This window comes from Spirosoma oryzicola (genome assembly GCF_021233055.1).
In the GTDB taxonomy this organism is placed as follows: domain Bacteria; phylum Bacteroidota; class Bacteroidia; order Cytophagales; family Spirosomataceae; genus Spirosoma; species Spirosoma oryzicola.
In genome coordinates this window covers 1,589,598-1,609,439 of sequence record NZ_CP089538.1, presented here as the reverse complement: position 1 = coordinate 1,609,439, position 19,842 = coordinate 1,589,598, and the positions used below count along the sequence as shown (strand labels likewise).

General features: G+C 45.8%; 21 protein-coding genes. 9 read left to right on the top strand and 12 right to left on the bottom strand.

Annotated elements, in window-relative coordinates; genetic code table 11:
* The first annotated feature begins 48 nt into the window (after positions 1-48).
* Genes darT through LQ777_RS06505 form a run of 3 tightly spaced genes read left to right on the top strand, consistent with a single transcriptional unit; the run spans position 49 to position 2,384 of the window.
* Positions 49-711 (top strand): type II toxin-antitoxin system toxin DNA ADP-ribosyl transferase DarT, encoded by a 663-nt coding sequence (darT, locus tag LQ777_RS06515; RefSeq protein WP_232561716.1) that lies wholly within the window; start codon positions 49-51, stop codon positions 709-711.
* Positions 712-714: 3 nt separating this feature from the next.
* Positions 715-1,770: a type II toxin-antitoxin system antitoxin DNA ADP-ribosyl glycohydrolase DarG gene (darG, locus tag LQ777_RS06510; protein WP_232561715.1), complete on the top strand. Its 1,056-nt coding sequence runs from the start codon at positions 715-717 to the stop codon at positions 1,768-1,770.
* Positions 1,771-1,790: 20 nt separating this feature from the next.
* Entirely contained in the window at positions 1,791-2,384 is a 594-nt protein-coding gene (locus tag LQ777_RS06505) for a sce7726 family protein (protein ID WP_232561714.1), read from the top strand.
* Here the strand turns inward: LQ777_RS06505 and LQ777_RS06500 are convergent.
* Entirely contained in the window at positions 2,329-3,417 is a 1,089-nt protein-coding gene (locus LQ777_RS06500; RefSeq protein ID WP_232561713.1) for a beta family protein, read from the bottom strand. The genes LQ777_RS06505 and LQ777_RS06500 overlap by 56 nt on opposite strands.
* Positions 3,418-3,750: 333 nt before the next feature.
* Between LQ777_RS06500 and LQ777_RS06495 the strand changes: the two genes are divergently transcribed.
* From LQ777_RS06495 to LQ777_RS06485, 3 genes are all read left to right on the top strand, one after another.
* Complete coding sequence (locus LQ777_RS06495; protein WP_232561712.1) at positions 3,751-4,575, top strand: PD-(D/E)XK nuclease domain-containing protein; 825 nt, start codon at positions 3,751-3,753, stop codon at positions 4,573-4,575.
* Between the two features lie 450 nt (positions 4,576-5,025).
* A complete protein-coding gene (locus LQ777_RS06490) occupies positions 5,026-5,520 on the top strand; it encodes a hypothetical protein (RefSeq protein WP_232561711.1) in 495 nt (164 codons plus the stop codon).
* A gap of 1,680 nt (positions 5,521-7,200) precedes the next feature.
* Positions 7,201-7,746 carry a hypothetical protein gene (locus LQ777_RS06485; protein WP_232561710.1) on the top strand — a complete coding sequence of 182 codons (546 nt, stop codon included), beginning with the start codon at positions 7,201-7,203 and terminating at the stop codon, positions 7,744-7,746.
* Between the two features lie 211 nt (positions 7,747-7,957).
* On the opposite strand, the gene LQ777_RS06480 is transcribed toward LQ777_RS06485, so the two are convergent.
* The gene (locus tag LQ777_RS06480; RefSeq protein ID WP_232561709.1) at positions 7,958-8,314 is read right to left on the bottom strand and encodes a hypothetical protein; all 357 of its coding nucleotides are present in this window, start codon (positions 8,312-8,314) and stop codon (positions 7,958-7,960) included.
* Between the two features lie 346 nt (positions 8,315-8,660).
* Here LQ777_RS06480 and lgt point away from each other — a divergent pair, with 346 nt between their 5' ends.
* Entirely contained in the window at positions 8,661-9,671 is a 1,011-nt protein-coding gene (gene lgt, locus LQ777_RS06475; RefSeq protein WP_341871369.1) for a prolipoprotein diacylglyceryl transferase, read from the top strand.
* A 73-nt stretch (positions 9,672-9,744) separates the two neighbouring features.
* Here lgt and LQ777_RS06470 read toward each other — a convergent pair whose 3' ends face one another.
* A complete protein-coding gene (locus tag LQ777_RS06470; RefSeq protein ID WP_232561708.1) occupies positions 9,745-10,326 on the bottom strand; it encodes a hypothetical protein in 582 nt (193 codons plus the stop codon).
* A 710-nt stretch (positions 10,327-11,036) separates the two neighbouring features.
* Positions 11,037-11,309 carry a hypothetical protein gene (locus LQ777_RS06465; RefSeq protein WP_232561707.1) on the bottom strand — a complete coding sequence of 91 codons (273 nt, stop codon included), beginning with the start codon at positions 11,307-11,309 and terminating at the stop codon, positions 11,037-11,039.
* A 189-nt stretch (positions 11,310-11,498) separates the two neighbouring features.
* Between LQ777_RS06465 and LQ777_RS06460 the strand changes: the two genes are divergently transcribed.
* Positions 11,499-11,744, top strand: coding sequence for a hypothetical protein (locus tag LQ777_RS06460; RefSeq protein ID WP_232561706.1), 246 nt, complete (start codon positions 11,499-11,501; stop codon positions 11,742-11,744).
* A 50-nt stretch (positions 11,745-11,794) separates the two neighbouring features.
* Here the strand turns inward: LQ777_RS06460 and LQ777_RS06455 are convergent, their stop codons facing one another.
* Positions 11,795-12,175 (bottom strand): response regulator, encoded by a 381-nt coding sequence (locus LQ777_RS06455; RefSeq protein ID WP_232561705.1) that lies wholly within the window; start codon positions 12,173-12,175, stop codon positions 11,795-11,797.
* Between the two features lie 244 nt (positions 12,176-12,419).
* Here LQ777_RS06455 and LQ777_RS06450 point away from each other — a divergent pair, with 244 nt between their 5' ends.
* A complete protein-coding gene (locus LQ777_RS06450) occupies positions 12,420-13,715 on the top strand; it encodes a sensor histidine kinase (RefSeq protein ID WP_232561704.1) in 1,296 nt (431 codons plus the stop codon).
* Between the two features lie 203 nt (positions 13,716-13,918).
* Here LQ777_RS06450 and LQ777_RS06445 read toward each other — a convergent pair whose 3' ends face one another.
* The 7 genes from LQ777_RS06445 to LQ777_RS06415 all read right to left on the bottom strand — a co-directional run bounded on the left by LQ777_RS06445 (position 13,919) and on the right by LQ777_RS06415 (position 19,773).
* Positions 13,919-15,160: a phage integrase SAM-like domain-containing protein gene (locus tag LQ777_RS06445; RefSeq protein ID WP_232561703.1), complete on the bottom strand. Its 1,242-nt coding sequence runs from the start codon at positions 15,158-15,160 to the stop codon at positions 13,919-13,921.
* Positions 15,153-15,443 (bottom strand): hypothetical protein, encoded by a 291-nt coding sequence (locus LQ777_RS06440; protein ID WP_232561702.1) that lies wholly within the window; start codon positions 15,441-15,443, stop codon positions 15,153-15,155. Before LQ777_RS06440 ends, LQ777_RS06445 begins: the two co-directional genes overlap by 8 nt.
* 70 nt (positions 15,444-15,513) lie before the next feature.
* Positions 15,514-15,876 (bottom strand): LytR/AlgR family response regulator transcription factor, encoded by a 363-nt coding sequence (locus tag LQ777_RS06435; RefSeq protein WP_232561701.1) that lies wholly within the window; start codon positions 15,874-15,876, stop codon positions 15,514-15,516.
* Complete coding sequence (locus tag LQ777_RS06430; RefSeq protein ID WP_232561700.1) at positions 15,873-16,565, bottom strand: antA/AntB antirepressor family protein; 693 nt, start codon at positions 16,563-16,565, stop codon at positions 15,873-15,875. Before LQ777_RS06430 ends, LQ777_RS06435 begins: the two co-directional genes overlap by 4 nt.
* 2 nt (positions 16,566-16,567) lie before the next feature.
* Complete coding sequence (locus LQ777_RS06425) at positions 16,568-17,002, bottom strand: hypothetical protein (RefSeq protein ID WP_232561699.1); 435 nt, start codon at positions 17,000-17,002, stop codon at positions 16,568-16,570.
* Positions 17,003-17,118: 116 nt separating this feature from the next.
* On the bottom strand, positions 17,119-18,975 hold the full coding sequence (locus LQ777_RS06420; RefSeq protein WP_232561698.1) for a toprim domain-containing protein: 1,857 nt from the start codon (positions 18,973-18,975) through the stop codon (positions 17,119-17,121).
* 12 nt (positions 18,976-18,987) lie between these two features.
* Entirely contained in the window at positions 18,988-19,773 is a 786-nt protein-coding gene (locus LQ777_RS06415; RefSeq protein ID WP_232561697.1) for a hypothetical protein, read from the bottom strand.
* Between the last annotated feature and the right edge of the window lie 69 nt (positions 19,774-19,842).

Sequence of the window (19,842 nt, the reverse complement as noted above, 5' to 3'; positions counted from 1 at the left end):
TGCATACGGATTTGCATACTGAAAGGTTTATATAGGCAGTATGCACATATGGCAAATCAGGTTTTAATAGTAGAAAAGCTGATGAATGCTCTTCCCAAAACACGTATCTACCGATTGACTCACTATAAAAACTTACCATTCATCTTTAAGAATGGTTTGCATTGTGCAAATAGTGACGTTAAGCATCCTGATTTTGTAAATATCGGTTTTCAGAGTTTGATCAGCTCTCGAGGCATAACGCCGGTCAAAGCAGCGCCTGGTGGTGTTTTAAACGATTATATCCCCTTCTATTTTACAACCCGCTCCCCAATGCTGTTTATGATCTATAAAGGCAAGGTGGAAGACTACGAGGGAACGCAAGAGGAACTAGTTTATTTAGTCAGTAATGTTGAAGTAATTCAGGAGGAAAATATCCCTTATGTATTCACTGATCGACACGCTAAACTAAGTTACGCCAATCATTACAATGAGTATTCTAAGCTAGAAGAGCTTGATTGGGATACAATAAGTAGTGATAACTGGGGCCAACAATACGGGGCAGACAAAAAGGAGAAAAAACAAGCAGAATTCCTTGTTTATCAGTCACTTTCTCTTAATTTAGTACAGGGAATAGTTTGCCAGAATGACCAAATTTATCGCTTGGTAGAAGCAGCAATGAAGGACGCAGGTGTATCGTTACCCATCGCATGTCGCCCTAATCTATATTACTAACAAATGATCAAGTTCGCACACGATAACCTTTTAAAGTCAGAAGCCGAAGCGTTGATCAATACAGTCAACACAGTCGGTGTAATGGGTAAAGGCATTGCTCTACAGTTCCGTGAAAAGTATCCACTTAATTACGAATTGTACAGAAAGGCTTGCCAGAATAAAGAAGTTCAGGTTGGACGCATGTTCGTCACGAGGACTGAGCGTATAGGTCACCCAACATACATCATTAACTTTCCGACTAAAGTCCACTGGAAAGGTAGCTCACAATTAGAATATATTGTGCGTGGCTTAGATGACTTAGTCAGGGTTATTAATGAATATGGCATAAAATCAGTAGCAGTGCCACCATTAGGCTGTGGATATGGCGGCTTAGATTGGAATGTGGTTAAACCTCTTTTGATTGAGAAATTAGGAGAGCTTGACGCTGACGTGTTTTTATACGAACCTGGATTAAATCCCAAAGAAGCTCCGGCTCCTGAAGTTAGCCGCGAATTGACAAAAGCGAGGGCTCTGATATTGACGCTTATTAATCGCTATACAATCTTGGGCTATGATGTAACCCATATTGAAGTCCAGAAACTGGCCTACTTTCTTCAAGAGTTTGGCCAAACTGACCTCCGACTAAAATATCAGCAAGGAACATACGGACCATATGCTTACAATCTTCAGCATTTGTTAAGTAGGCTGGAAGGAGCTTATTTACAAGGAGATATTAGAGTAGCTGATTCTCGGCCACATGACACCTTGTCTTTATTCAAAGATAAGAATGAAGAAATTAAGGCCTATTTGGTTAACAATACATCCCAAGCCGAAAAACAGCGCCTAAACACAGTAACTCAACTAATTGAAGGTTTTGAATCACCCTTTGGCCTGGAGCTGCTTGCAACTGTACATTGGGCACTTAAGCAAATAAATAAACCAGCTACTTCAATCGAATCTGTTATTGATTTTATTCATAACTGGAGTACGCGGAAAAAAGATATTATGACTCCTTCACTTGTTCAAATGGCCTATGAACGAGTTCTATGCTTTACTACTTTTAACCGTATAACAGCTTAGCTCAGTTAAAGAGCTTGACGATGAGAGATCGCGATATTCGTTTTGCAATGAAAGAGGATTTGTTATGCTCTCATCGTCAAGATTTATCTTGTAGAATTATTGATGAGCTAGATGTTTGCCTAGGTGTTTCTAGAATTGATATAGCACTAATTAACGGCAGTATTTCCGGGTATGAAATCAAAAGTGAAAGAGATACATTAGTTAGGCTGCCCTCTCAATTAGATTCTTATGCAAAAGTTTTTGATTATCTAACTCTTGTAGCGAGCCATCGACATTTAAAAAAAGTTGAAGATTTACTGCCTGATTGGTGTGGTTTAATTGCTGTTGAGCCTAGCCCACACCAATCAGTAAAATTCAATTTGGTTCGTGAATCAAGGCGCAACACAAAAATTGAGCCTTATAGTATTGCTCAATTTTTATGGAAAGATGAAATTCTTCAAATATTAAATACTATTGGCTATTCTAAAAGGGTGGGTTCAAAACCAAAACCCTACTTGTGGAAGCTATTAACTGAGGAGCTTGATGTTGACAGCCTGAGATATTACGTCAGAGAATCTCTTAAGTGTCGTACAGGTTGGCGAGTTGATCTACCACTAATTCCAAGTGATGATTAGTAGCAACCTTTCTCCATGTAGTTGAATTTCCAGGCCCTACCTGTCCTTCTGCGCATTGCTTGATATAATCATCCCCCCAACTAAAGTCTTTACCCTTATACTCCGGCCGGTCTAACAATTCTCGGCAAAGTTGGTGATATTGATCAGAACCATATTTTTTAATAACCCGTCCCTTCATAATCAGCCAACTATCCTGAGTTGTATACCTTATGCTAGCGCTAATGTTCATCATTCGTGGATCCATCTCGTTAATTTCTGGATGAGCAATCGAATAATCGCTAAAGCTAGGAAGACGGCGTAAATTTTTAGATACAAGAGCTTTGTACAATTCCCAGTCTAGACGTGGTATCTGACGCTCACTACCAGCAGGAATGCCGGATAAATCTGTTGGGAAAGCCGCAGATGACAGACTTATTGTTCTCCAAGATTCAAGTTGTGGAATAGTATTGTTAATAACGAAAGTCATTAGAGTTGTCATTAACTCATTTGATATTCCGCTACCCAGACTTGCTAAATCTATAAGTATATCAGCCTCCTTCACGGCAACGCCTATGGATGAAAGAAGTTGAAGAAGTTGTGTGCCCCCATCAGGAGTTTCTAATTGATTTAAACTAATTCGTAAACATACGCCTCTCTGATCATTTGCAACAATCTCCCTAACAGAATCTATACATGCTTCATCACTGTCTATGTTAATAACAGGAATAGTTAAAAGGCCCAAACGTCGAAAATCCTCAAACAAAAATATAAATGGGTGCTGCCCGGCGGCTGTTCTACAATCTACCGGCAACAAATGCGCATCTATAAATAGCTCTTTATCTGCAACCCAACAGCTAGCGAGATCTTCTCCATACCTAGACAAGTGGTTATCAGTTGTTTTACTCGGTTGATTAGTTACATAATCGTAAGGGATATCTGGAATTTCGATAACTGGAGTTATAGATGACAAGGCTTTGTCTGACAGATTACTTAGAGCCTGGAATTCACCGGACTTGCCTTTTAGTATAGGCACATAGTGATTAAAATTAAACATAATAAAGGGTTTGAGCTTCTATACCCAAATTTGGATTGGGTAGTTCAAAGTTATGGCCCCCTGCTTTTTTCCACTTTTCAATTTGGGACAAATACTATCAAATTCGGGACATAATTCATCTGTAGTCACATATCAGCCGTCTGTAAGGTCTTAGTTGCTGATACAACCTTGATGTTATTGATGTTATTGATCTTAAAAGCAAGACTATCGCTTAGCCATTAGAAGCATTTATTCCTTAGACAGATTAAGTAATAGATGCCGTAAAAAGTAACCCGGTAGCTACTCAAGCCTAATTCTGGCATTACTAATCAAAGTACCAAAACTTTATAAAGGATGTTCAAGCAAACTGACCTTACTTACCTTGAAAAGCAAATCACAGAGCTTAAAACAGAAATTGAAAGGGTAAACTATAATTATGTAATGAATTCAATGCACAGTCATTTGACTGGATACAATTATGACCCGGAAGAAGATGAACTACAAATCAAGCGAGGAATTAAGCTGCTATATAATTCTATATGTATTTACTTCGAAGTTATTGGTCTAACAGATTACTTAAAAAACTTTAAAGACATTTTCAAGGATAAGATTAACAACTCGAAAGAGTTGTTAATAAGTGAAAAGCTTTTTCCACATGAAGATGCTGAATTTGAACTTGTCATACTTGATGAATTTGCATCTTTTCTGTATCCATTCCAGTTCTTTGGATACAAAGAAGAAAAGGAAAAAGATTTTAAAAGGCTAATTTCAATATTAGAAAATACCTTCTTTATTGTTGAAAAAACTGATACTATCATAACGAATGAGACTTCTATTTATACACCCGTTAAATGGGTGCTTGAATTATACTTTCCATCCATACGGAAAGCTAAAGGAGGTTTCAATCAAAAATTTAAAATATATAAGCCAGATATTCAAATACCAGAACTAGGTACATCTATAGAATACAAATACGTTAGGAAGGGAAGTAACGTCGACGAATACATAGATCAGATTAAGATAGACGCTACTAACTACATTAGTGAAAAAACTGGAGAACGCTTTGTTGCTGTTATTTGTCTACAAGATAAAATTTCGGGTACAAAGGAATCTATTCTTCACTCATGGGAAAGCAAGAATTTCCCAACTAACTGGACCCCGATTATTCTTTTTCAATAATATCTAATACTGAATCACTTCGCCTTCTTCGGCTGCTGTCACGAAAAACCTATTTGACATTTATGTGAAAATACTATTGGTGTTAAAATCCAGTTATATCAATACTATAATATTGGCCAGTAATTTTTGAATCCATGCCCACTTTGCACCTGAGTAGCTCGGCGAAACACGGCTATCGCAAAAATGCAAATACGTTGTAACAGTATTGATCTAGTATTTGCATAAATGCAAATGCACTGCAAAAGCGAATAATCAACGAGCCCACTGTCGCATATGTACGACAGTGGGCTCGTTGATTATGTTCAGCACTCGCCCCCTGTCAGGCTATCAATCTTCGACAACACCCGATTGGTACTAACGCTTGGGTGAGTTTAGCATCAGAAAGCAAACAGCCTTCCGGCTATCCCTGAATTGACTACATTGTAGGTCTAATCTTGACCCAGACTTACTATGGCAACTCTACCTGGTACGGATATTGAACTTGGCAAATGGTACCCCGCCACTCAGCCCCCACCTGACCTCTATGTCGAACCATTGATAAACAAGTACGCAATGATTCTGAATATCGTCGGGTTTGGTCCTCGGCCTGGCTTTTATATGCATCAGGACGGCAAGTTCTATTGGCATTGCGAGCGTTATGATGACTTCGATGACGAGCGGATGCCCGGATGGAGCCGTTCGCAGGAAATTAACAACAACCTTGACTGGGTAACTGATGAGGCCAAATCGGTAAATGCCTGGATGCTGATACCCGACGCACCGGAGGACTTTCAAAGTGTACAGGACGAAGCGGTGAACTCGTATGTGGGTACCCTTCCATCAGACGACGACAACAATGATGATGAGGACGACATCGATGAAGACGAGGACGATATTGATGATGGCTTTATAACCGACCCGACAGGTGGTCGTCCTTTACATCCTATCAACCCAAGCCTAAACTGATTGGCCTGCTGAGGCAAAGGCAGTGAAAACCGAAGCGTTCAATAGAAACAGCGCAGAGGGCCGAAAACGCCCTTTCCAGTGTTTCTATGATTAATGCACGGTCGTTTCGCGCGCGCACGCGAGACAAGCCCTACATTATAGAGCGATCGATAACGCAACGAAGCTTTGGCGCAACATCCTCACTTTCGACAAAAGAAGGTAAGTTAACTTTATGTCTTTTGTCGAAAGTAAGGATGAATGATCTCATCTTACATAATCGATGACTTTTGTTAACAAGCCAGCGCACCTCGAACAATCAAAGTTTGAGCGGGGCCGCTTCATTTCTGTCACAGGTTGCCAATAACTGTCACAGAAACCTTCCCATGATTTTTTCGGAGTCAATTCACGCATGTGCAGTGTAGCTGTATTGAGTTTTCCGAGTCCATAAAAAAGGGCATACAGAACGATCTGAAGATTTATCGACGGTCAAATACGGGGTATGCGAGTAAAGTACCGTTGAGTTTCCGGAGTCCATAAAAAAGGCGTTACAAGCCAATCCGATGATTGATGTACGGTCATGCAGAGGTGTCGACTCCTAGCCCTCTCCATCAGGAATGGTAGTCACTATTCTTGTCGATGCAACGAAGGTTTATTGGACATCTATAGCTAGGCCTACTCCAACAAACTAAGTTATTGCACACCGCTACACGCGTGCGCGCCCGTACGAGGTTCGGCCTGATGCTAGTTCATTGAGTTATTTGGGGCAGTCTACGAAGGCGGGGCCCAACAAGAATTGAGTTTTTTCAGTCAGTCTATACGCGAGGCAAAAACAGAGTTTAGAGCCAAATAAGGAGTTTTCGGCCCCAGTCAAGGCCGGAAAAAGAAAAACCTTGTTTAAAGCGAAATGAAGTTTATTTGGGTCAGTCTACACGCGCGGGGCCCAATCGATCGAAGAGTTTTCGGAGTCCATAAAAAGGAAGTTGAGGGCGGGCTAATGATTTTCGTTGGTCAATTCGCATTCGTGTAGTCAAGCGACATTGAGTTTTGTCAGTCCCTAAAAAGACGTGTATTGACAACGCCATGATTTTTCGGGAATCAATACGCATAGGCGTAATCGAGCCAACTGAAGATTTTCTGCCAGTCATAACGCGTAGGCGAATAGGACTAATTGAAGTTTATTTCAGTCCATAAAAAAGGCTTGCCGATAAGCGCTTGTTCAACCTGTCCATGATTAATGCACGGTCGTTTCGTGTGCGCCCGCGAAGCCCGATCCGTTACCGATGAAGTAATGAAGTCTTACACATGAAGGGAGACTGCTTATTGATGAAGGTTTTTCTGACATCATATCGTGTGGGCGCGAAGCCGGATTGTATTGAGTTTTTGGGGTCCATAAAAGATGTGTAGCAATAAGCTCATGATTTTTCTGACATCATATCGCCTGCACGCGAGCCGAGCAACATTGAGTTTTCCGAGTCCATAAAAAGGCGTGTAGTAAGAAGCCTATGATTTGTTTGATATCACATCGTGCGCAGGCGACTCTGCGCAATTGAAGAGTTTTTTCAGTCCATAACGCGCATGATCGTCGAGAGCAATTAGCCTGCTCTGAACGGTCACCCATTTGACTCTGTTAGTTGACAAGGAAGAGTTTTTGCCCATCTTCCTTAACAATTTAGGTTTCAACACTCGGAAAACTCTATCCTCATGCCCCGTATTGGTCAATGTCCCACCACGATTGATGACTTTCTCTATCTCAGCACGGCAACCGTCAAACAATCCGGCTGTCTGATTGACGGCAAGACGCACCAGCTTGGATGGAATCGTAATGGTGAACGAGTCGCCACGATCGATATAGCCGCCAGCTTAAAGGCAAAATGCCTCATGCTGCGCTACTCGTTTCGAGGAGAAACCAAGTTGTACCGGATTGATCTGCTCATTGCACCCAGCAACCTGGGAAAGGGAACCGTATTCTACTTTGTTTGTCCGATCACCGCTAAGCGCTGCCGGAAGTTGTACCTGGTCGATGGTCGGTTTATTTCCCGCTATGCGTTAGCCGACACCTACTATGAAAAGCAGCTTTGGTCAAAGCGGTATCGGGATCTGGACAATACAATGGGAAGACAGTTACGGGGAGACGATTTTGAGTTGTATCAGGAAACCTTCGGACCTTATGCGAAGCGGCATTACCGGGGCAAACCCACAAAGCGGGTGTTACGTTATCAACGCTTGACAGATCGGTTGTATAGTTGATAGCAAAACATTCGATTTAAGACGCTCTTTATGGACAGATGAAGTAGAGTGCGTTTTGGTATAGATCGTCGCGTGACGGGGCTGATTTTGTGCTTCTACGCCTATTCGCTGCTATGATTCGCTACTCTATGTAGACAAAGGGATAATCCGAGCGTGTCACTTTCGCATATTTACGAAGGTTCAGGCTGGTCAACGTCGGTAGGTCGTACGATCATTTGACCGGCCTTATTTTTTTGACTGCCGTATCAATGGTCGCTTCGGATGGAGTATCGTCGAGAGCTTGCCCTTCTGATTTTTTTTCAGGCATACCCCCATTATATATAGTCTGTTTTATATTGTTTTTGTTGTCCGCATCGCAATCGCATATCTGCGACAGTTCAGGATTGGAATTAGCGTCACTGTCGCATGGCAATCGCACGGCAATCGCATCGCAATCGCATATATGCGACAGTTCAGGACTAGAATTATCATCGATTTCATCCGGCTTTTGCATTGCTATTGCACCGCTATTGCATATTTGCAAAGGTTCAGCCTTGTATTGATCGTCGTTTTGGACTAGCTTTTGCACTGCTATTGCATATCTGCAAAGGTTCAGGATCGGAATTAGCGTCACTGCCGCACGGCAATCGCATATCTGCGACAGTTTTGAGGTGTTACCATTGCTAGTGTCGCATAGCTATCGCATATATGCGAAGGTTAGAGAGCAATTAAGGAGTTGATTGGGGGAGTAATCGCAGAGCAATCGTAGGGCTTTCGTAAATATGCGATAGCTAACTTCATATCAGTCACATACGCTGAAAGCTACTTCGATCCTTCACGTGTAACGTGTTGCGGGAATGGAGCGTTTATTGAAACGGTATTATATGGTGTATTTGTACTTTAGCTAACATAACGCCATTTATATAACAGAAAACATGCTTCAATACATCATTTGGAATGTTGATCCTGAGATCTTTCGTATTGGCTCTTTTCCCATAAAATGGTATGGCTTGCTGTTCGCTACTGGATTCCTAGTTGGCGTTCAGATTATGACCCACATTTTTAGAACTGAGAAGAAGCCCCTTTCTGATGTAGATTCGTTGCTAATAACAATAGTGGCTTCGACTATTTTGGGGGCAAGATTAGGCCACTTTTTGTTTTATGAGCCCACTGTGTTTATTCAAAATCCATTATACATCATAACACCCCCCTTTAGCGGCTTAGCTAGTCATGGCGGTATAATAGGCGTCGCTATAGGGCTTTGGCTTTACTCACGTCGACAGTCAAGTCAAATCAGTAATCAGACGTTTCTATGGGTTAGTGATCGAATTTGCATTGTGGGGGCTTTAGCAGGGGCTTTTATTCGATTCGGTAACCTGATGAACTCCGAAATTTTCGGTAAACCCACTGATGTACCTTGGGCTTTCGTCTTCTTAAGAGATCATCAGTTTAGTCATGTACCTCGTCATCCTACTCAACTCTATGAATCGTTATCTTACCTAATCTTGTTCTTTGGCTTGTTCTGGTATTGGAAAAACTACCGCAGCCAAGCCGCATCGGGGACTATGTTAGGCCTCTCTTTGGTTTGGATATTTGGTCTCCGCTTTGTCTGGGAGTTCTTCAAAGAAAACCAGGTTACTTTTGAAGATAGTATGAGCCTTAATATGGGTCAGCTTTTGAGCGTACCTGCCATTTTACTAGGGTTGATTTTACTACTAAGAAATTTCACCAAGCTGACTTCCTTAATTCCAATTGCCCTAGTGATTCAGTCGTCGAGCCTTTGTTATCAATGCGACTACCAGTCAGCCTTACCAGACTCTAAAAAGGTCAACATGAATAACGGTGAAGTTTTGATTTCAGAAACTTATTCTCTCGAAACCAGACGTTTTCAAGATCACATGGTGAAAATAAAAAAGGAGTTTTCTAAAAGAAGTTCATTAACATAATCGTAGTTATACAACAGGGATGGAAAAAGTACATGATTTAGCAACACTAGCGGGAATCAATTTCTTGGCTTTTTTAATAAGCGTTGCTTTTTAGGGAGTACTTTAAGTCTGATAAAGGAAGGTCGTAATAGATACCTAAGGTTACTTCTTTCTTGGCTAGTGGTTCAGTATAAGGCTTGATCAAGCCCACATTGATATGCTCAGATAGGGTGGCTAGGGCTAAAGCTTCTGCCTCTTTCTTTTGGTGTCCAACTAGCACAGAGTCACGCTCGATTTGAAAAGGAATTTTATACTCAGTTCGAAGAGCAGCTAAAAGCGAATCAAATGTTAAGCCTGTATCACGTAATTTGAATAAATACGCTTGGATAGGTCGATTATACAGGTGCTGCTTTGGTTGATGTTCATTGAGTAAGTCGTTAGCCTGATAGATAGGTAAAAGTCGAATCTGATAGTCTGGTGATTGATTGAATTTGTAATAAAAGCCAGGAGACTTGTAGGCCAGTTGATGCTCACTAACAGCTTCTTGAACAGTTCGGGGAAAAGACCAATTTTGACCACTGAAATTAATCTGAGCAACATTTCTAGGCTCTCTGAAGACTTTCCATCCAGCTAGACTAACTAGCATAACAGCCACACCAATGCCTATCCCTTTCATATAATCTCAGATAACTACAATTTATGGTCTAATTAATGTCTTAAAACATATTGTACTTTTTCCAGCCCTGTTGTATAACTAACGTTACGTTATTCGATTTTGACTGGAATCAGCAAGCCTATGACTTTGGTCAATAATCTTAGAAATATCTAACTACTTCTTATCAATTGAGAGCAAATCTATTGACCAGAAATAGGCGACTCCATTAGTAATACACGGCGGTCTAAGATCACCGCTAACAGAATAACCATACTCTCCCTCTTTGGAAGTAGGCAAGCCCGAAATTTTGGAGGTATCACAAGGGAATAATTCTCGGTAAGCCACTTTGCTGTAGTCAACATCTTTCAGAAGTATACTTCTACGCTCAGTGATCCGGGCAGTCATATTTTTTACCACCACCGAAGCTTTACCCTTACAGTCACAGTTATCTGTAGAAACAAACGGTTCCTCCGTAGTCTCCTTAGTACAACTAATCCAGACAAGAACACTCGCAGCAGCTATTATTTTTTTCATCTTGTGAGTTTTATAACAAGACCCCCCACACCTTACAATGGTTGTTTGTGCTGTTGTATAAGTGATGTTATGATAACCTAGATGAAAAGTTAGACAAAAATGAAGTATTGTGGTACCGCTAATTTAGGCGCTTTCTACTGAGTTTGCCATTTATGAACGAATAGTTTTGGGGCTAAATAGAAGCGAATACCGACTTACTAGGTTAAAACCAGCTCGAACTGTTGCTGAAAGATCCGGTCAGGCACGGCGGTGAACTGTCCCTTGTCCAAACACCGTACCCATGAACCAGGCATCACGAAGATAGAAACGGCCTGCCCTTTGCGATCGGTGATAAACAACGCTTTACCGGTTGGTTCGAATGTGGCGTGTGAGCCTCCACAGTGGACTAGAAACGTGTTGAGTGCCTGTTGATCGGCGCTACTCCGATAGAAAAAGCAAGGCTGAGCCTGTTTAGGCTTACAGATGAGCATGAAGATTTATACAAGTTACGGTAGGTACGGCTAGTCGCTAACGACTAAACGGACTTAAAAATACGCATTCAAGCGCGGGAAAGCTATATCGATATCGTCTTTCGTCGCTTTGGCTATTCGCCATAATCATAAGCTTGCCAATTTGGTTATTACTACCATTTAGGGTCGACTGGGTAAAACGACATGATAATGGCACTAGAAAACGATCGAGCCACGCTTGCCCGAGAGCAGGCAAAACAGGTTTGTCAAAAAGGACTGCTTTGTGCGCGTCAGGCGATTGAGCGCCAGACGCTAATTAACAATCGAGTAACCCAATTGGCGCAGCGTTTAGGGAGTATACAGATAGCAATCAATCACCTCAAGCAGCCCAGCCGCATGGGTCGGGCCAGGAACAAACGAAACGCGGGTTGTTGTAAGCCAAACCGTTATTCCTGATTGTCGTCACTTGGCCCACGCGACTAGGCGAATTAGTGGCCGTCAGTGGCTCAAAGCCAGCGCTGGCAAATCGCTCGTAGCGAAGCCGAATACGCACGCCAGTCCAGACAACGAATCAGCACCATATCAGCCCCTTCCCCATAGCACGCTTCCACCTCCTGCTCAGAGGCATCCGCTGAAATGATCACGACTGGAATCGTTTGCCAGTCCAGATGCTGTTTCAAGCCTTTGAGCGTTTGGTAGCCATTGAGCAGGGGCATATGCAGGTCCAGCAAAATGAGTTGGGGCAACTCCGTTACGGTTGCCATATGTTGCAACAGATAATACCCATCAGGCAACGATTGAATGGGGTCTTTATAATGACAATTTCGTTTTAGGGTCTGTTCGAGCAGAAAACGGTTATCGGCCTTATCATCGACAATATAAATCATAGCGGGTGTAATCAGCTGGTTAAGCTAGGGTAGTAACGAGCTACCTAATGAATTACTCCCGCCACTCACCAAATGGTGATTAAACGGCAGCCACAACGCTAGGAAATCACCAATGCCAGGTAAAAAGTCATGAACCAGGACTAATCCGCGACCCCCAACCCGTTACCCGCTTAACGGTGTGGCTAGTAAACCTTTCCTCCCTAGGCACGTTGTCACTAGCTCATCGTCTTGTTCAACAGGGTTTATGGCTAAAGTAACCGATCCGTATGGCGATCAAATCAATCAGCTCAAGGAGTACCTGTACGCCCGCCGGGAGTCCATTCTCAATCAGTGGCGAACCCGTTGTTCGATTGATGAGGACCTGCACACCCGAACCAGCTTTTCGCGCGAAGAGTTTAACGACCAATTGCCCGTCCTGCTGAATATCCTCACCCAACGTCTTGCCAGTGAGCCCCCCGAAACCGCCCCCGTCGAGAGAGCCGGTCAGCACGGACTCCACCGCCGGCAGCGCGGCTATTCGCTGGCGGAGCTGATGAATGAACTGGCCAAATTCTACGCAATTCTTGAGGAGGAGATTGGGCAGTTTCTTGACCTGTATCCCCAAACTTTACCTACAGTTGTGGCCCAGGCTCACAGTCAACTGCTGCGACTCTCCCAGGAGATGGGCATGGGCAGTGTGATGTACTACGACCAGCTTCGCCAGACCGCCACAGCCGAACAGGTACAAACCCTGGAGTTATCGCTCGACAAGCTGCACCAGCTCACCAAACAACGGGGCCATCATCTGCGGCAAGCCTCCCATGATTTGCGGGGTAGCTTTGGTATTGCCAGCAGTGCCGCTCAGCTCCTGCAACTGCCAACCGATGAAGCACAACGAACGCAGTTTCTGGATATGCTAAGCCGCAACCTGAAGGATACCGAGCACATGCTCAATCAACTGCTGGACTACTCGCGTCTGGAAGCGGGCCAGGAAAGCCTCCATAGCAAGTCGTTTGATGCGGCTCAACTGCTGCACTCCCTAGTTAAAGGCGCTCAGAGTGTGGCCAAAAGCAAGAATCTGCTCTTAAAAGCAGACGGACCGGATAAATTGGCCGTAGTAGGTGATGAGCTAAAGGTGCAGCGGTTGGTGCAGAATTTGCTGGTCAATGCCCTCAAATATACCCAGCAAGGTTGGGTAAGCGTTTCCTGGGCGATGGAAAACGATACGCGCTGGATCATCAGTGTGCAGGATACGGGGCCTGGTTTCAGCGCTGGCCCCACCGCTCTACTAGCCGATCAGTTGCAATCCTTAGCGCAGCCGACCAGTTCGCACCAGCCGGAAGGCCCCGCCACCTATCCCAGCGATGCCATACCGGCTACCAGCGAGCAGAAAGACCAGCCCAGTCAGCCCAAAGCCGATGGGGAGGGCATTGGGCTGTTTATTGTCAAGCGTTTATGTGAGTTGATGAAAGGCAGCATGGATATTGAAACAAGTGATCGGGGTACGTTGATCCGCATTCGGTTGCTGGTCAATCAACGCCTATCCGAGCAGGGACGCTAAGCTGACAGCCCAAGTCGCCGTTGCGCTTATAGGGTTTATAGGACTAGGCTTTACCCGTGCCTACTTAAGGGTCTGCCAACGGCTAGGCATCCGGTGAGTGCATCCATATTGATATAGCTGATACGATGGATCTCTCGTCAAGTGCTATTATCATAGGGCGCGAGGCCAATCCGTTCTCGCGCCCTACGATAATAGTCCATTATTTATGAGGCTTTAACGATCTGCTTAAACGGAACCCGATCAATCTGTCGACGCATCAAGTCCGTAGGGAACTCAGCGAGCAACCGTTTAGGTCTGGTCTTGCGGTACGGGGTTAGCTCCTTGGCGTTTTTCTGACCCATTGCCACAATCGTAGCTTCCTCACTGAGCCCCACTTCGTTGATACACCAATCCGCGAAGGTCTTACGGGCCGTGTGTGACGTAATCCGTTTGTCAATGCCTACGGTGAACATGATTTGCCGGAGTAACGGGTTATAATCGTCAAGCGCGGGCAAAGGCAGGTTGACCCCTTCGTACTTGTCCATCAAGGCCCAAACCCGCTCCGTAACCGGAATACAATACTCCGTACCCGTTTTCATCCGGTAACCTACTATACAGTGTTTACCCTCCACCAGTTGCAGGTTCTTAGGAGACAGGGTTTTCATGTCCTGATAAGCTAGTCCTGTGTAGCAAGCAAACTCGAAACAGTCAGCCACTTCCCGCATTTGAGGGAGTAAGACCGCTTCCCGCAAAACAGTCAATTCCTCTTGTGTCACACATTCCAGATTAGGCGTTTTGTCAACCCTGATCCGAATGTTCATCAACGGGTTTTTGTGAATTAGCTCGCTCTCAGCGGCCCATAGAAGCAGGGTTTTGACAACCTGACAGCTTTTGTCGGCGTTGCGATCCGAGTTACCCCGCTGGGTAATTAAGTACGTCCGGTAGCGTTTGAGCGTTCCCGGTGTAAAGTCAACGGCGGGCAGGTCTGACGCGTTTTCGGACTCTAAAAAAGCCAGTAGCGGACGAATCTTAAACCGATACGTATCGACGGTCGAAGCTTTCGTTTTTAAAGCAACCTTCTCTTCCAAGAACTTGTCGATTAAAGCGGGAAAGGTGAGTAGCATCCGCTGACCATGTTTGACGACACCTTTCAAGCCGTTAGCGGTCATCTTCTGATCGAAACTTTCGTGCTGCGCGTACACCTTCTGGAGCTTCTGCTCACACTCGCCAATAGCCTTATTAAGCAATACAGCGTGTGGACTCTGGGGTTTTACTTTCAATTTGCGCTTGTCCCAATGGTCACGCTGAATCATAACCGATTTAGGCAAACTCGAATCTGCGACAGATGTAACCGTACCGAGGGTTATTCGCTTACCGTTGACCGTTACCCGAACGTTGACCGAGCCGAGCGTAGCGTCCGTAGTAGACTTACGGAAATAGAAGTTAATGAACAGGGAATTATACATTGGCCTGTCCTCCTTTCTGCGCATCGACAAGCTTCAAAATGATGGCACTAAAGAAGTCGTCCAGGCACTTGTAGTGATCGCAGGACCGCGTACCGATGTCGCCACGTTCGACGTAGGCCAGAAACCAGTTTCTTACTTCTTCCCGTGTATCGTTCATCATGGGCAGGTGATTCATCATATCGACTAAGCACGAATCTTCGCGAGTCAGGGTAAGCTTACTGTTGACAACAATTTGGGATGGCGCGTTTTGGGGCGTTTCGTTGGTATTGGCTGGGGTGTTCATCGAAATCATAGATTAGATAGTGAAGCTGAACCGGATTGGTCAGCACAAGAAACTGGAGTGATAGATTTTCTTACAGGAAGCTAAGCGGGCTGAGCTTAGCACAGATAGCGGCTCGCTGCCTACGGGACACCGGTACACTGAAGCCCGTTGTGAGTCGAAGCAGCGCATTGAAACGAACCGAGCCCACCGAACCGGCAACGTAGTGCGGATTGACCAGGTGCGACTTGTGCACTCGCCAGAAAGTAGGCAACTGCTTCGCCAGTACCGACAGGCCTTTAGCGATCAAATGCGCACTACCGTCTTTGGTATGAACGATGGCGTAGTTACTGCGCCCTTCGATGCGTACGATCAGATCAGCCGCTATCGCCGATGGGTCCGGTGTTGCAGGACTGACACCTTGGCCAGTCTCACGAGTGTAAATTAGTGCCCTCATTCCTCTTCGTAGGTTAGCTCCGCGCTGGCAATAGCGTACACTTTGTCCATGTAGCCTTTACGGTCTACGACATCTAGCCAGCTTTCCCGCTCGGAGCGTTTGTGAGCGCGGATGTTGATCTTGTAGAGGTAGTACAAACGGTCATACACCTTCCGCCAGACTTCCTGTTGGCCGACACTCTTCGCCCGGCAGTAAGCGTTGACCAGCCGTTGTACTTTGATGCGGGTCGTTTCTTCGGGTAAAATCTCACTACTACGCGGTATGTCAAGCAGCGAACGAGCGGCCTGTTGCTGCGAATCGATCATTTGCTTAAGCTGCTGTTCCAGGTCAGCGATTCGGTGCGCATGATCGACGAGGAGGCTACTAGGCAGCGCGGGCGCTCGTTTGTGGAGCCGCTTTTCGCAATCAATGAAGTACTGCCGAGCCTGTTTACCCTTCGGCGTCCGTTCAACCATCGATAGCTCTTTAGCGGTATCGAGCGTTAGGGCGTACTCAATCATCCGTCCACCGGTTTCACTATTTTGTGAAACCGATATGTAGTCTTGGCCTTCGACAAGTTCGTATTGGCGTATCCGGTTTTTAATCCAGTCCGCAAACTGTCTTCTGTTGCCTAGAAAACGGTGTAGTTCACGGGCTGATACGACGGGCGAGCCTTGCCCACCGGTCGTAATCGCAATAAGCTCCTTCATGGCTAGCGGCTGTAGGTCTGGTAGTACTCATTGTAGCGCTTGTCATCCTGCTGTTCCCATTCCTGATAGGATTGGCGGTACTCCTCGGGGTCAGCCGTTTGGCAGTAGGCTTGATAATTGGCTTTTGCCGCCGTTTCAAGCGCTGATACTAATTCGAGGGAGTAGCCTTCCAGTAGCTCCAGATCGCGCAGGTCTTCAACCGTCGATGAATGATCGTCGGCGCTGTAGCTCTGCAAGAGATTGCGCAGGACGTTTTGTTTGTACTGGCTGATAGCCCGGTAGATTAGCATGGCCCCCGCTTCCTGGTTGCCGTGACGAACAATCAGCGGAAGCACTAGCGAGTAATTGGTTCTTGGAATGACACCTGGAAATGCGGGTGTTGCTTCGGTTTGGGGTGTAGAATCCCTACCAGGCCCATCGTGTGGTTGCGTACTCATCGGATTTAGTTGGTTCGGTTGGCCGTACGGGGCCAGGTTAGATTGATAGTCGATTGGCGGTACTAAGCTTCAGGCGGGGTCGCTTAGAAGCGTAAAAGATCATAGCGGTGTACTCGCTAGAACGGAACGTCTTCCTTATCCAGGGGGTCTTGAAAGCTAGTCGAATCGGTTGGCTTTGGCGGCTCGGGCTGACTGGCTTCGGCTGATGGTGGCGTAGAAGGCTCTAAGTCCATGGCTAATTGAACCTTTCGCTTTTGTTGGTACTCAATCTCGGTTTGCCAGACCGGGTGGCCCTCCTCGGCATAGCGGCCCGTGTGGGCATCGAACTGGAAGGTCTGCGAACCTAGCTGACCGTTGAAGAAAAACTTAACCTTCTGTACGTGTACGTTCGCCGTATTGGTTTCGTAATTGCGGTAGACACACAGCCCGTTATAGGTCTTATTGAAGAAGTTCGACGAACCTGCGATATCATACAGCGTCGGCACGTAATAGTTGCCCTTGTCGTCCTTGCGCATTTTGGTCGGGTGAGCCACCAAAAACACGTGAACGTCATTCAAGCGGGCAAAACGGGTGATCTTACCCATCACTTCACTAACGTACTCGGTTTCGCTCTGGAAGGCTTGCCGTTTGGATTCGATGCAGTTGTAAGGGTCAATGATTAATAGGTCAATACCTTTTCGTAAAACCAGTTCACGGCCCTTGTCTAAAATGCCATCAATGGTTAGGTCAACCGTGTCAATGTCGATAAAAAAGAAATGGTCGTTAACGAAGTTGAGCGCTACGTTTCGCTGGGCGGCATTCATCATCGCGTTCTTATCCGAGCGGTAATAAGGCAAACCGGTGTACTTCTGGCAAAGCTTGATGATCTTGATGAACGATGGCTCTTCGTAGGAGAATACGCCCGCTTTCCAACCGTGACGGGAGGCCAGTCGAATCGCGATCTGATCGGTAAACTCGCCTTTGCCGTGACCCGGAATACCCGTGACTGTGGTGACCTCCCCGCGCCGGAACCGAAGCAGGTGATCAAACCCTGAATAACCGATCGCGTCCGACTTGGGCCAGCCATTGAGGGCAATGTCTTCCAACTCGGCCCGCAGGTCATCGACCAGTAAAACCGACTCCAACGGAGGGGAGACCGCTGATTGCCACAACGTACGGACGGTCTCCACCCCGTGTTTGAGCAGCACTTCATTGGCATCTTTGCAATCCGCAGGATATTCAACTACCCAACACCGGTGTTTGCCAAAGCGCCGGATCAACTCGTTTTTCAAAAACTCTCCGGCCTGATCGCCATCTACAGCGATAATGATCTTCTGCATCTTTTCGAGCGATGGCCAACAGTTGTCGAGGTATTCCAGCTTGGCGCTGCCCTTACTCGCTCCGTTGGGTACCGACACGGCGCCGTAGTGGCCTGCCTGGTAGAAGGTCATCGCATCAATCTCCCCCTCACAGATTAAGCAGTCCGTCCGGTTCTTGAGCGAGTCCAGATTGTACAGCACCAACTCGGCATCTTTGGTCAGGCGAAAGCACTTGAGTTTGTCGCGATACTTGACGTTGACCTTTTCGCCGTCGCGGAAGTAATTGAAGTTGATACAACTACGCTTCCCCGCGGCGTGTCCATCGCGTTCGGGCATCCATTCTTTGGACTCACTGACGCGGAAGTATTGCAAGGTTTCAGGATCGATGCCGCGCTGCTGGTTGAACCAGCGAACCGTATTTTCATTGAGGGGTAGTTCAATGGGTTCGGGCTTGGCGTACTTCTTACGATCCTGCCGTATTTCCTCATCGGTTTTGTCGGTCACGAAGCCGTGCCAGGAACAGTAGTGACAGTTGTACAAGCCCCGGGTGAGGTCGACCGACAAGGATTTGTCGCGTTTGTCCTTGCGCTGGTGACTGCACATAGGGCATTTGACCTTCTGGTTTCGGCTACCATGTAGTTTGACATCAATGCCGAGTTCGTCGTAGGTTGCCATTGTGATAGTTGGTTAGACGATTAGTTTTTTCTGAGATGCCTGGGCGCTTTCAGTCGACTTGCTTCGAGAGATCCAGTTGCGAGCCGCTGCATTCCAGTCTTTCATGGGACTTTTGCCGACCATCCAGCCCTTGGAGGTGTAGAAGTAGAACATGTCATCGGCCATTAGCTTGGTACCGCCTTTGTCCAGCACAAAAGCCGTCAGGGTCGGCAGGTCAGGTTTGATCATTTGACCCTTGCCGTTCAGACGAACAGTAGTGTCGGGCGCAGTCGGTTCGGGTGGCGGATCGAGGGGTAGTGCCGTCGTTAGTGGTTCCTGCTCTTGAGAGTCGGTGGTTGTTGACTCTTCAGAAATTTTTTTACGCCCCCTATATATATATTTAGTTTTTTTAGTTTTATTAATTTTAGTTGTTTGCATTTCATTTGCACCGCATTTGCATTTTTGCAATTGCATTTCTGCAAAAGCGCCCTCCTCATTTGCATCGCTTTTGCAGTGCTTTTGCAGAAATGCAAAAGCGAGTCTGACTTTGGTACCCTGCCCTTTAGTCTTCATCAGCACTTCGATCAGTCCCCACTTGGCTAAGTCTTCGATGGCGTTAGACAACGTATGTTGTGAGCCGATAAAAGCCATCCGCATGGTGTAGTCAACGGGCAGATCAAGAATCTCACGACCGCTGCGATTGCGTAGCTCGCAGATCCAGGTAAACAGGCTATGGTGATGGGCCTTACACGCTATTTGCATGGCTTCGTTGATTTCAACCTCGTCGTAAAAGGCTTTGGTGAGTTGGTATCCGTTCATTGGCTGCGGATTGAGTCGTAGAGGGCAGATTGTGGGCGTTTGGCGGGCTCATTGGTTCCGATTAGGCAA